This is a genomic window from Pseudomonas kitaguniensis (assembly GCF_049199985.1).
Lineage (GTDB): Bacteria > Pseudomonadota > Gammaproteobacteria > Pseudomonadales > Pseudomonadaceae > Aquipseudomonas > Aquipseudomonas kitaguniensis.
The window spans coordinates 1-12,943 of the sequence record NZ_JBLZPT010000015.1; the positions used below are offsets into that span (position 1 = coordinate 1).

The 12,943-nt window shown below is 58.9% G+C and carries 12 protein-coding genes; 10 read left to right on the top strand and 2 right to left on the bottom strand.

The annotated features are described in order from the left end of the window. Nucleotides 1-319: 319 nt before the first annotated feature. Together ACOZK9_RS18230 and ACOZK9_RS18235 are read right to left on the bottom strand one after the other, a co-directional pair. The gene (locus tag ACOZK9_RS18230) at nucleotides 320-1,540 is read right to left on the bottom strand and encodes a CaiB/BaiF CoA transferase family protein (protein ID WP_122250165.1); all 1,221 of its coding nucleotides are present in this window, start codon (nucleotides 1,538-1,540) and stop codon (nucleotides 320-322) included. A gap of 12 nt (nucleotides 1,541-1,552) precedes the next feature. Next, the gene (locus ACOZK9_RS18235; protein WP_152750429.1) at nucleotides 1,553-2,734 is read right to left on the bottom strand and encodes an acyl-CoA dehydrogenase; all 1,182 of its coding nucleotides are present in this window, start codon (nucleotides 2,732-2,734) and stop codon (nucleotides 1,553-1,555) included. A 157-nt stretch (nucleotides 2,735-2,891) separates the two neighbouring features. Here ACOZK9_RS18235 and ACOZK9_RS18240 point away from each other — a divergent pair, with 157 nt between their 5' ends. The 10 genes from ACOZK9_RS18240 to ACOZK9_RS18285 all read left to right on the top strand — a co-directional run bounded on the left by ACOZK9_RS18240 (nucleotide 2,892) and on the right by ACOZK9_RS18285 (nucleotide 12,752). Further along, nucleotides 2,892-3,791, top strand: a complete 900-nt coding sequence (locus ACOZK9_RS18240) for a LysR family transcriptional regulator (protein ID WP_058413931.1) — start codon at nucleotides 2,892-2,894, stop codon at nucleotides 3,789-3,791. Nucleotides 3,792-4,238: 447 nt separating this feature from the next. Then, nucleotides 4,239-5,360 (top strand): Re/Si-specific NAD(P)(+) transhydrogenase subunit alpha, encoded by a 1,122-nt coding sequence (locus ACOZK9_RS18245; RefSeq protein WP_058413930.1) that lies wholly within the window; start codon nucleotides 4,239-4,241, stop codon nucleotides 5,358-5,360. 15 nt (nucleotides 5,361-5,375) lie between these two features. After that, on the top strand, nucleotides 5,376-5,696 hold the full coding sequence (locus ACOZK9_RS18250) for an NAD(P) transhydrogenase subunit alpha part 2 (protein ID WP_003187417.1): 321 nt from the start codon (nucleotides 5,376-5,378) through the stop codon (nucleotides 5,694-5,696). Then, entirely contained in the window at nucleotides 5,696-7,132 is a 1,437-nt protein-coding gene (locus ACOZK9_RS18255; protein WP_421556299.1) for an NAD(P)(+) transhydrogenase (Re/Si-specific) subunit beta, read from the top strand. Before ACOZK9_RS18250 ends, ACOZK9_RS18255 begins: the two co-directional genes overlap by 1 nt. Nucleotides 7,133-7,311: 179 nt before the next feature. Continuing rightward, entirely contained in the window at nucleotides 7,312-8,805 is a 1,494-nt protein-coding gene (locus ACOZK9_RS18260) for an acetyl-CoA hydrolase/transferase family protein (RefSeq protein WP_058413928.1), read from the top strand. Between the two features lie 318 nt (nucleotides 8,806-9,123). After that, entirely contained in the window at nucleotides 9,124-9,339 is a 216-nt protein-coding gene (locus tag ACOZK9_RS18265) for a DUF1127 domain-containing protein (protein ID WP_099236514.1), read from the top strand. A gap of 372 nt (nucleotides 9,340-9,711) precedes the next feature. Beyond that, nucleotides 9,712-10,032 (top strand): DUF2388 domain-containing protein, encoded by a 321-nt coding sequence (locus ACOZK9_RS18270; RefSeq protein ID WP_421556300.1) that lies wholly within the window; start codon nucleotides 9,712-9,714, stop codon nucleotides 10,030-10,032. A gap of 106 nt (nucleotides 10,033-10,138) precedes the next feature. Then, nucleotides 10,139-10,447, top strand: coding sequence for a DUF2388 domain-containing protein (locus ACOZK9_RS18275; protein WP_058413925.1), 309 nt, complete (start codon nucleotides 10,139-10,141; stop codon nucleotides 10,445-10,447). Between the two features lie 26 nt (nucleotides 10,448-10,473). After that, complete coding sequence (locus ACOZK9_RS18280) at nucleotides 10,474-10,794, top strand: DUF2388 domain-containing protein (RefSeq protein WP_058413924.1); 321 nt, start codon at nucleotides 10,474-10,476, stop codon at nucleotides 10,792-10,794. Then, the gene (locus ACOZK9_RS18285; protein ID WP_058413923.1) at nucleotides 10,791-12,752 is read left to right on the top strand and encodes a DUF7844 domain-containing protein; all 1,962 of its coding nucleotides are present in this window, start codon (nucleotides 10,791-10,793) and stop codon (nucleotides 12,750-12,752) included. Before ACOZK9_RS18280 ends, ACOZK9_RS18285 begins: the two co-directional genes overlap by 4 nt. Nucleotides 12,753-12,943: the final 191 nt, after the last annotated feature.

Sequence of the window (12,943 nt, forward strand, 5' to 3'; positions counted from 1 at the left end):
CTACAGCGTTACACGCTGCTGTCAACACCTCTTTTTCTCCGCTTTCGACCGAGAAGATCGAAACGTTAATAGAGCCAAACAACACCGCCCTACCAACTCCTTCTGGGCTTCGATGAACTGAAGCAACTCGCTGTCGAATCTCGCATAACTCTTTGTTTACCAAGGAGTTTTCCGTTTCGACTGCGCCGGAAGTGGGGCGAATTATAGACGTCCAGAATCTGCCGTCAACCGTTAATTTTGCTTTTCTATCAATTAGTCAGGATTGATTAAAAAACAACCTAAATAGCGCCCTTAACGCTCTCTATATAGAAGGGAACGCTCAGATAACGCCCGCTGCTTTTAAAGCAGCCACCTGCGCCGGCGCCAAACCCAGCAGACTTTGCAGCACTTGAGCCGTATGCTCGCCTAATAGAGGCGGCGCGCTACGGTACTCAACCGGGGTTTTGGACAGCCGTATCGGGCTGGCCACCTGAGGCACCAGCCCCGCCAATGCATGCGGCAATGCCATCGCCAACCCACGCGCCTTGACCTGAGGGTCGGCGAACACTTGCGCCAGGTCATTGATAGGCCCACACGGCACACCCACTCGCTCCAACTGCGAGACCCACTCAGCCGTGGTTTTGAAGACTGTTGCCTGACGAATCAGCGGGATCAGCTCTGCACGGTTAGCCACCCGCACCTTGTTAGTCGCAAAGCGCGGGTCATCAGCCCACTGCGGCTGCCCGGCCACCTCGGCAAACTTGCGAAACTGCCCGTCATTACCGACGGTGAGGATGAAGTCACCATCAGCCGTGGGGAAATCCTGATAAGGCACGATATTCGGGTGAGCGTTACCCAAGCGCTTCGGCGACACACCCGTCGTCAGGTAATTCATCGCCTGGTTAGCCAAACACGCCACCTGTACATCCAACAAGGCCATGTCGATATGCTGACCACCACCGTCGTGATCCCGGTGCGCCAGCGCCGCGAGGATCGCCACGGTCGAGTAAAGCCCCGTCAAGATGTCGGTCAACGCCACACCCACCTTGACCGGCCCGGCACCGTCTTCACCCTCTGGGCGACCGGTCAGGCTCATCAGCCCACCCAGCCCTTGAATCATAAAGTCGTAACCCGCGCGAGACGCGTAAGGCCCTGTCTGACCAAAGCCCGTAATAGAGCAGTAGATCAACTGCGGGTTGATCTCCTTGAGCGACTCATAGTCCAGCCCATACGCCGCCAGCCCACCTACCTTGAAGTTCTCGATCAGGATGTCGGACTTGGCCGCCAGGTCGCGCACCAGTTTTTGGCCTTCCGGTCGCGTGAAGTCGATGGTCACCGACTCCTTGTTACGGTTGGCCGACAGGTAATACGCAGCCTCACTGGTGTTCTCGCCGTAGGCGTCCTTAAGGAAAGGCGGGCCCCATGCACGTGTGTCATCACCATTACCCGGCCGCTCGACCTTGATGACCTCCGCACCCAGGTCCGCCAGGATCTGCCCGGCCCAAGGGCCCGCCAGTACTCGCGATAGGTCCAGCACCCGCAGATGTGAAAGCGCGCCCATGCCGTGCTCCTATTAATAGAACGCTTGAAGACCGGTTTGCGCGCGGCCAAGAATCAACGCGTGCACGTCATGAGTGCCCTCATAGGTGTTGACCACTTCCAGGTTGACCAGGTGACGCGCCACGCCGTACTCGTCCGAGATGCCGTTACCCCCCAGCATGTCGCGCGCCATACGCGCGATGTCGAGGGACTTGCCGCACGAGTTGCGCTTCATGATCGACGTAATTTCAACCGCAGCCGTCCCTTCGTCCTTCATGCGGCCCAGGCGCAGGCAACCTTGCAAGGCCAGCGTGATCTCGGTTTGCATGTCGGCCAGTTTCTTCTGGATCAATTGAGTGGCTGCCAATGGGCGGCCGAACTGCTTGCGATCAAGCGTGTACTGGCGCGCGGTGTGCCAGCAGAACTCAGCAGCACCCAGCGCGCCCCAAGAGATGCCATAACGCGCCGAGTTAAGGCAGGTGAACGGGCCTTTCAAACCACGCACATCCGGGAAGATGTTCTCTTGCGGCACAAACACGTTGTCCATGACGATTTCACCGGTAATCGAGGCGCGCAGGCCGACCTTGCCGTGAATCGCAGGAGCGCTCAGACCTTTCCAGCCTTTCTCCAGGATAAAACCGCGAATATCGCCGGCATCGTCCTTGCCCCACACCACAAACACATCTGCGATCGGGCTGTTGGTGATCCACATCTTCACGCCGGTCAGGCTGTAGCCGCCGTCCACCGAGCGCGCACGCGTGATCATCGCGCCAGGGTCGGAGCCGTGGTCCGGCTCGGTCAGGCCGAAGCAGCCGATCCATTCACCAGACGCCAGCTTGGGCAGGTACTTCTGCTTTTGCGCCTCGGTGCCGAATTCGTTGATAGGCACCATGACCAATGAAGACTGCACGCTCATCATTGAGCGATAGCCGGAGTCGACACGCTCGATCTCACGCGCAATCAACCCATAGCTGACGTAACTCAAGCCACTGCCACCGTACTGCTCGGGGATCATCGCACCCAGCAAGCCGGTCTCGCCCATCTCACGGAAAATCGCCGGGTCGGTCTGTTCATGGCGGAAGGCTTCGAGCACACGCGGGGCCAGCTTGTCCTGGGCGAATTGCTCAGCGCTGTCGCGCACCATGCGTTCTTCTTCGGTGAGCTGCTGATCGAGCAACAGTGGATCAATCCAGTTGAAGCTTGCCTTGCCAGCCATGAATAAGTCCTCGCGGGAAAAATCAGAAGTCGTGGATGCAGCCTAGGCGGCGCGGGCGACAAGGGCAAACGAGGTTTGTGCATAAGGTTGTGCTAATTTCTCACTCCGAAACCACCGAGAAGGGCGCAGACGCGCTTTATATGTGAGTACAACGTATATGCGCAGAAAAATCCCCAGCACCACCGCCCTGGTCAGTTTTGAAGCGGCGGCTCGCCACGAGAGCTTTACCAAGGCGGCGCTTGAGCTTTCCATCACCCAAGGTGCGATCTGCCGACAAATTGCGAGCCTTGAGGAATTTTTAAGTGTCGAGCTGTTTCGGCGCTCGCGACGCGGGGTAAAGCTGACGGAAGCAGGGCTGTCCTATAGCCGTCGCGTCGCCATGCAACTGGACGCCGTGGAGCGCGACACTTTGTCGGTCATGGGGCAGCAGGGCGCCAACGTGATCGAACTGGCAGTGGTGCCAACCTTTGGCACGCAATGGTTGATCCCGCGCCTCAAGGACTTTCAATGCCGACACCCGGAAGTGACGGTCAACCTCACCAACCGCACGCGACCCTTTCTATTTGCCGATACCGAATTCGACGCAGCAATCTACTTTGGCGATGCCGATTGGTCGGGTACCGAATCCCACAGGCTGATGGGCGAAAACCCGCTTCCAGTGTGCAGCCCGACCCTGCTCGGCAGCCGCACGCACTTCAGCCCGCAGGCCATCGCGGAACTGCCACTGCTGCAGCAAACCACCCGCCCTTATGCGTGGCGCCAATGGTTCAACGCCCAGCAGCTCAGCGTGCCCCGCGACATGACAGGCCCTCGTTACGAGCTATTCTCAATGCTGTCCCAAGCAGCCATGCACGACATGGGCATTGCACTGATCCCGCCGTTCCTGATTCAACGCGAACTGAACGAGCGCCGGCTGGTAATCGCGAGCCAAGAAGCGCTGAGCAGCTCGAAGGCTTATTACCTGATAATTCCCGAGAGAAAAGTCGAATCCGCGTCATTACACGCTTTCAGGGATTGGCTGATCGACCAATCACAGCGCTACAGCCCCCATATTTAAAGGCCGATTCCAATTTACTGACCTTGTAGTCAGCTACATAAAAATCCTACAGATATACGTATATGTCGCTTTTTATGGATTGTGCGAAGAAGCTAAAAATCGAACTGCAAGCCACGACTATCAGGGGCTGCAGGGACTATTACCGATCCATGTACGGTTATTCACGCGAGAAATCAAAAGCGCGACTTAACACTGTTTTAACCCTTTAACCACCTGTATTAGAAGGGTTTATTGCTGTGTATTGCGACAATCAGTCACAGGGTGACTTGTAGTTAATTTTTCGTCACCCGTCATAATCTCTTGAAGGCCGTAAAGTTCGCCTGCAAAATGCCGCGCCCCGCTGTCATTTCAGCGGGGTCGTGCTGATCGGCCGCCCCAGTTGCGCCACTCGCGGTGCACTGGCCTTTTTACAAAATCAAAGCAAAAAGATCATGCAGGAGATTTGACGTGCACATTGGTGTTCCTCTCGAAACCCAGACCGGTGAAACGCGGGTAGCTGCCACCCCGGAAACCATCAAGAAGCTGATCGGCCAGGGCCACAAGGTCACGGTACAAAACGGCGCAGGCCTTAACGCCAGCATCGTCGACAGTGCCTATGCAACCGCTGGCGCAACCCTTGGCAGTGCGGGCGATGCGTTTGGCGCCGAGCTGATTCTGAAGGTGGTTGCCCCCAGTGACAGCGAGCTTGCGCTGATCAAAAGCGGCAGCGTCGTGGTGGGCATGCTCAACCCGTTCAGCAACGAGACCATTGCCAAGCTGGCCGAGTGCGGCATCACCGCCTTCGCACTGGAAGCTGCACCGCGCACGTCGCGCGCCCAGAGCCTCGACGTACTGTCGTCTCAGGCGAACATCGCCGGCTATAAAGCGGTGCTGCTGGCAGCCCATCACTACCCACGCTTCATGCCGATGTTGATGACCGCCGCGGGCACCGTCAAAGCCGCTCGGGTGCTGGTTCTCGGCGCAGGCGTTGCGGGCTTGCAGGCCATCGCCACGGCGAAACGTCTGGGTGCGGTGATCGAAGCGTCCGACGTTCGCCCCGCCGTAAAAGAGCAAATCGAATCGCTTGGCGCCAAGTTCGTCGACGTGCCGTACGAAACCGATGAAGAACGTGAATGCGCCGTCGGCGTCGGTGGTTATGCGCGCCCGATGCCGGCCAGCTGGATGCAACGCCAAGCCCTGGCCGTGCACGAACGCGCCAAGCAAGCCGACATCGTCATCACTACCGCGCTGATCCCCGGCCGTAAAGCGCCGACCTTGCTCAGCGCCGACACCGTTGCGCAGATGAAACCCGGCTCAGTCGTCATCGACCTCGCGGCGGCGCAGGGCGGCAACTGCCCGCTGACCGTCGCTGACCAAGTGGTGGTGGAAAACGGCGTCATCATTTGCGGCCCTACCAACCTGGCGGGCGCTGTAGCCGCCGACGCGTCGGCCTTGTATGCGCGCAACCTGCTGGACTTCCTCAAGCTGGTGTTTAACCAGGAAGGGCAGTTTGAAATCAACCTTGAAGACGACATCGTCGCCGCGTGCCTGATGTGCCGCGACGGCCAAGTCATCCGCAAAAACGCCTAAACAAGGATTCAGACGATGGAAGAGCTTATCTCCCCCGGTATCTACAACCTGATCATCTTTGTACTGGCGATTTATGTCGGTTATCACGTGGTCTGGAACGTCACACCTGCACTGCACACCCCATTGATGGCAGTGACCAACGCTATTTCGGCAATCGTGATCGTCGGCGCCATGCTGGCGGCAGCCCTCACCGTTACGCCGCTGGGTAAAACCATGGGCACCCTGGCCGTGGCGCTGGCGGCGGTCAACGTGTTCGGTGGCTTCCTGGTGACCCGCAGGATGCTTGAGATGTTCAAGAAGAAAGCCCCGAAAGTAAAAGAAGAGGCGCCGAAGTAATGAGCATGAATCTGGTTACGACGCTCTACTTGATCGCGTCGATCTGCTTCATCCAGGCCCTCAAAGGCCTGTCGCACCCCACCACGTCGCGACGCGGCAACCTGTTCGGCATGCTCGGCATGGCGCTGGCCGTGCTGACTACCGTGGGCCTCATCTATAAGCTCGGCGCCGAGCTTGCAACCGCCGGCATCGGCTACGTGATTGTCGGCCTGCTGATCGGCGGCACCGCGGGCTCGATCATGGCCAAGCGCGTTGAAATGACCAAAATGCCGGAGCTGGTGGCGTTCATGCACAGCATGATCGGCTTGGCGGCGGTATTCATCGCCATCGCAGCGGTGGTTGAGCCGCAATCGTTGGGCATCGTCAAACACCTGGGTGATTCGATCCCTGCCGGTAACCGCCTGGAGCTGTTCCTCGGCGCCGCGATCGGTGCCATTACCTTCTCCGGCTCGGTGATCGCCTTTGGCAAACTGTCGGGCAAGTACACGTTTCGTCTGTTCCAGGGCGCACCGGTACAGTTCGGCGGGCAACACAAACTGAACCTGGTGCTTGGCCTGGCAACGCTGGGCCTGGGCCTTGCGTTCATGTTCACCGGCAACCTCAGCGCCTTCGCCTTGATGCTGGCGCTGGCCTTCGTACTCGGCGTGCTGATCATCATCCCGATTGGCGGCGCCGACATGCCGGTGGTCGTCTCGATGCTTAACAGCTATTCCGGCTGGGCGGCGGCAGGTATCGGCTTCTCGCTGAATAACTCGATGCTGATCATCGCAGGCTCGCTGGTCGGCTCCAGCGGCGCGATCCTCTCGTACATCATGTGCAAGGCGATGAACCGCTCCTTCTTTAATGTGCTGCTCGGTGGTTTCGGCAACACTGCCGATGCAACCGCTGCTGCAGGCTCGAAAGAAGCCCGCCCGGTGAAGTCCGGCTCTGCCGACGATGCGACCTTCCTGCTGACCAACGCTGACACGGTGATCATCGTGCCGGGCTATGGCTTGGCCGTGGCCAGGGCGCAGCACGCGCTTAAAGAGCTGACCGAAAAGCTGACCCACCACGGCGTAACCGTTAAGTACGCGATCCACCCCGTGGCTGGCCGCATGCCCGGGCACATGAACGTGCTGCTGGCCGAGGCGGAAGTGCCTTACGACCAAGTATTCGAAATGGAAGACATCAACTCCGAGTTCGGCCAGGCCGACGTGGTGCTGGTGCTGGGCGCCAACGATGTGGTCAACCCGGCCGCCAAGAACGACCCGAACTCGCCGATCGCCGGCATGCCGATTCTGGAAGCCTTCAAGGCCAAGACCATCATCGTCAACAAGCGCTCGATGGCCAGCGGCTATGCGGGCCTGGACAACGAGTTGTTCTACCTGGACAAGACCATGATGGTCTTCGGTGATGCCAAAAAGGTCATCGAAGACATGGTCAAAGCCGTCGAATAATACTGCGCCAGCGCAATACCCTGAACCCCGGCCTCGCGTAGGCTGGGGTTTTTTATGAGCGCATGAAACCCGACCAAAGGCTCTAAATCGCTGCATGGCATTCGACCATGGTAGCGCGCCGAAACTTTTTGAAATCACTAAACTGCGCACCTTGCTTCCGTAGCCCGAGATAACAATCCATGTACCGTGATCGTATCCGCTTGCCTTCGTTGTTGAACAAGGTCATGAGCGCGGCAGACGCCGCCGCACTGATCGAGGACGGTATGACCGTCGGCATGAGCGGCTTCACCCGTGCCGGTGAAGCCAAGGCCGTGCCCCACGCCCTGGCCGAACGCGCCAAGACCTCGCCGCTGAAAATCACCCTGATGACCGGCGCCAGCCTGGGCAATGACCTGGACAAGCAACTGACCGAAGCCGGCGTGCTGTCCCGACGCATGCCGTTCCAGGTCGACAGCACCCTGCGCAAGGCGATCAACGCGGGCCAAGTGATGTTTATCGACCAGCATTTGTCGGAAACCGTTGAGCAACTGCGCAACAACCAGCTCAAGTTGCCGGACATTGCGGTGATCGAAGCGATCGCGATCACCGAACAAGGGCATATCGTGCCGACCACCTCCGTGGGCAACTCGGCCAGTTTCGCGATCTTCGCCAAGCAAGTGATCATCGAGATCAACCTGGCGCACAACCCGAACCTGGAAGGGCTGCACGACATTTATATACCGACTTACCGGCCGACTCGCACGCCGATCCCGCTGGTTAAAGTCGACGACCGGATTGGCAGCACCGCGATTCCGATTCCGCCGGAAAAGATCGTCGCCATTGTGATCACCAACCAGGCCGACTCGGCCTCCACCGTCACGCCGCCTGACGCTGATACCCAGGGCATCGCCAACCACCTGATCAACTTCCTCAAACAGGAAGTCGACGCTGGCCGCATGACCAACAAGCTTGGCCCGCTGCAGGCCGGGATCGGCAACATCGCCAACGCGGTCATGTGCGGCCTGATCGATTCGCCGTTCGAAGACCTGACCATGTACTCGGAAGTGCTGCAGGATTCGACGTTCGACCTGATCGACGCCGGCAAGCTGAGCTTTGCCTCCGGCAGTTCGATCACCTTGTCCGAGCGGCGCAATGCCGACGTATTCGGCAACCTGGAACACTACAAGGACAAACTGGTACTGCGCCCGCAGGAGATCTCCAACCACCCTGAAGTGGTGCGCCGCCTGGGGATTATCGGTATCAACACCGCGCTTGAATTCGACATTTACGGCAACGTCAACTCCACGCATGTCTGCGGTACGCGGATGATGAACGGCATTGGCGGCTCGGGGGACTTCGCGCGCAATGCGCACCTGGCGATCTTCGTCACCAAGTCGATTGCCAAGGGCGGCGCGATCTCCAGCGTAGTGCCGATGGTCAGCCATGTGGACCACACCGAGCATGACGTCGATATTCTGGTCACCGAAGTCGGCCTGGCCGACCTGCGTGGCCTCGCACCGCGTGAACGCGCACGGGTGATCATCGACAACTGTGTGCACCCGGCGTACCGCGATGCGCTGAACACCTACTTCGAAACCGCTTGCGCCATCGGCGGGCACACCCCGCACATCCTGCGCGAAGCGCTCAGTTGGCACATTAACCTGGAAGAAACCGGGCATATGCTCAAGGCCTGATTGATACAGATTCGGGCTGATGCAGATACAGTTTCATCAGCCCGCCTGTTTCAATGGCACTTCCGTAAAAAACTGTACTGCTGTACCGGTAGTTTCCTACCGAAATACCCTACGCAATCTGCCAGAAAAGCCAATTTTGCACACTTTCAGTGCAGACAGGTACAGTTGCCCCATTTCCGTACAGTACAGCCCTTATAAACAGCTAACTGGCCTCGCACAATACAGGTGAACTGTATCTAGTGAGTCTTGTGCCGGAGGAGGATCATTGGCATCAGTTAAACCACTACCTAATCCCGCCACAAGCGGAAGGATGTCACCATGGAACGTACACTCAGTTCCGATCTGTTCTTTGAAGAAAAAGCTGTAAACACCCAGGCTTCCATGCCTTTGCGCGTTATTGCCAACCTGATGTTGTGGCAGCGCCGCATCTCCAGCCGCCATCAATTGGCTCGTCTGGATTCGCGTCTGCTGGCTGACGCCGGTATCAGCGAAGCTCAACGCTACGAAGAGCTGAGCAAGCCGTTCTGGCGCTAATGAGCGCCCGCTGGCCCTGACCCACCGGGTCCACCGCCAGCAACTTGAATTGTAAAAACAAAGCCCGCCCCGGGTAACCGGAGGCGGGCTTTGTTGCTTCTGCGATTCAGCTTTTCGTGCGCAAAACCGCAGCCTTTCAATAAACCAGTACAGTTAAATAAATATCTCGGTCAGGCGGTACAATTTGAGATCCGGGCCGTTCTGGCGAAACTGAACGGTCAGGGTCTTCCCGAACCGATGAACTGCGGCTTAAGATCGCTCCACTACGTGGCGAACCTTGTAGAACGGGCGTCTGATGCCTAACAGCAACAATGTCGGTTTCACAGTGGCCGCTTTGCGCCGCTTTATCTGTTCATCTACAGGAGTCATCCCATGTCCCGTCTTCGCCTGTTAAGTACTGCTGCCTTGTTCGCCTTGGCTGCCAATGCCAACGCGAGCAGCTTTATCGTGACCACCGATTCGATCGTCGGCGCATTGAAAGCCACTTCCGACGCCAGCTCGGATGCCACGTCTTCCCTGCGCGACAATAAAGTCGTACAGGCTGCCCGTGACGACGCTGCAAGTTTTGTTGCCAGCGAAGGCGCGATCCGTGGCGTGAAACTGGAAAGCGCCCTGGCGCAGATCCGCCAACAAGCGCCGCAACTGAACGCTGCCACTGACGCACAACTGGCCCAGGCCATTCTGACCATCTGACGGCTGTTCTACATTTGGAAGCGCCAGTCGCTTCCAAATGTGTCGGCGCTGGCTCTCGCCCGGGCATTGCGCTAGCCTTGGCGCTCGCTTTCAGTTGTCGAGTCCCATGGCTTTTTCATACCGCCTGTTGATCGTTCCCGCGCTGTTTTCAGCCTGCTGGTCACCTTGGGCGCAAGCCTTTGACGTGAGCACTCAGAGCACTGTCATCAGTGCCTACGCCACCAGCAAAGTGACCTCCGCGCCGTTTGACAGAAAAATGGTACTGGCCGCCCAGGATGACGCTGCCGCTTTTATTGCCACTGACGGCCAATGGCGGGGAGCACGCCTGGAATCCGCGCTGGATTACCTGCGCCGCACCCGGCCAAAACTTAACGCCAGTGACCGTGAACTGGCGCAAGCAATTCTCGTCCAATAACCATCTTTGTATTTTGGAGTTAGTCCATGCGTAGCCCGCTGATCGCCGCCGCTCTCGGCCTGCTGTTGTTGGCCGATGTTGCCCACGCGCAAACCCTCAAGGCCACCAGTAACATTGTTGTACGTGCTTCGGCCCGCACCATTGACTTCACCTCAGACACCACCACGTCCATCCGCGACTCCAAAATCGTGCGCGAAGCCCACGATGACGCTGCCAGCTTCGTCGCCACCAATGGCGACATCCGTGGTGCGCAACTGGAAGCCGCCTTCGACACCTTGCGCACCCGCGTGCCGGAAGCCCGCGATGCCAGCGACCAGACCCTGGCCGAAGCTATCCTCGCACTGTGAGGCGCCTGGTCGCCTGGCTACTGGCCGCCACTGTGCTGCTCTGTGCAAGCGCAGCCCAGGCCAGCCTGCAACTGCGGCTCAAGACCGATGGCTTGAGCCCGGCCCAACAACAGGCCAGCCAGGCGTTGCTTGATGAAGCGATGCGCGCTTTGCCGCCGCGCTTTGTCGAGCAGCTCGACCGTCGAATCGATGTCGGCTGGACCGACAAGATGCCCGAAAACGCTTACGGCCAGGCGTCACTGGTGTCTGAGCTGGACCTCAACCAAAACCTGCTCGAAAGCTTGACCGACGGCAGCGCCGCCACCCAAAAAACCAACCGCCCCCACGGCACCGTACGCCGCGAAATGCTCGCCACTGTGCTGCATGAACTGACCCACATTTATGACCGTGCGCGCCTGTGGTCCAAAGACGACCGCGCACTGATCCAGCGCTGCAGCCGCCAGAACAACATCACTGGCTTGATTGGCCTGCCCGATCAATGCCGTGGCCAAAATGACCGCCGCTTTACCTTGAGTGACGACCCACGCTTGCTCGACCTTGCCGGTTGGCCGCAATACGTCGGCCGCCGCGGTGAGCGCGAGCAGCACAACAATCAGGTCGTACGCAGCCCGGACATCTACGAAACCACCAGCCCGCTGGAGTTCGTGGCGGTCAACATGGAGTACTTCCTGCTCGACCCGAGCTACGCCTGCCGCCGACCCGCACTGTTTCGCTACTACAAGGAACACTTCGGCTGGGCACCGCCAGAGCAAGACACGTGCGCCAAGACCTACGCGTTTCTCAATGCAGGCAACGATTTCGCCAAAACCCCGCTGGGCCATATCGACCCGGAGCGGGTGTATGAAATCGACTACCTGCTGGCCGAAGCCAACCAGAACCTGGTGAGCCGCTGGGGCCACAGCATGCTGCGCCTGGTGATTTGCGCGCCGGGCCGCCCACGCGGCCCCGATTGTCGGCTGGACCTGGACCAACACTTGGTGCTGTCTTACCGCGCGTTCGTCGGCGACGTACAGCTGTCGAGTTGGGACGGCCTGGTCGGCAAATACCCGTCGCGGCTGTTCGTACTGCCGCTGGCCCAAGTGATCGACGAGTACACCAAGACCGAATTGCGCGGCCTGGCGTCTGTGCCGTTGAAGCTGACGCGCCAAGAAATCAACGACACCGTGGAACACGCCGCCGAAATGCACTGGAGCTACGACGGCAATTACTTTTTCATCTCCAACAACTGCGCGGTAGAGAGCCTGAAACTGTTGCGCAGTGGCAGCGCCAATCCACAGCTCACCGGCCTGGATAACATCACCCCCAACGGTTTGCTGGAAGTGCTCGCCGCACGCGGGCTGGCTGACACCAGCGTACTCAATGACAAACGCGAAGCGCTGCGCCGGGGTTATCACTTCGACTCGTTCCGTGAGCGCTACCAGGCGATGTTCGAGGTGTTGCGCAAACACCTGCCGATCAAGCAAACCCAGGTCGAAGACTGGTTGTCGCTCAGCGCAGAGGAGCGCCGCCAATGGTTCAGCCAGGCCGACCTGCGCACCAGCGCCGCGTTGCTGCTGCTGGAACAGGCCAGCTATCGCAAGCAACTGATGCTGGCCCAAGACGAAGTCAAACAGCGTTACCTGGGTGCCCGAGAGCTGAAAAACGGCGGCATGGAAAAGGCCAACAAGACGCTGCAACAGATCCTCGCCAACAGCGGCTTCCTCAGCCGCCCGGCGGAATTGCTTGGCAGTAGCGGATACGGCCTGCCGCAACCTTCGGAATCCAAGCGCCTGGAATCCGAAAGCGCCGAGCGCCAGAAGCAGTTGCAATCGCTGAGCGGCGAACTGGATAAAGAGGTGAGGGTGCTGCTGGAGCCTTCCCGCGCTGCCGAAATTGCCGCCTGCGAAGCCAACCTCAAACAGGTGGGCGAGCATCTACGGGCACTGCACAAAGCCGCCGGTGGTTTGGAGCTGCCCTGATTTTTCCGACAGAAAAACGGAAAAACCTCTCAACATCTGCTTGCCAGCGAAAGCTGGCTGAAAGCTTCCACGTCTAGGATCGCCCCACTACCGGCAAAAGACCGGCTTTTAACAACAACAATGGTGATCCCTGATGTCTGCGACAACCCGCCTGCTTGCCCCAACTCCGCCCGTACGCCTCGTGCCTTTCG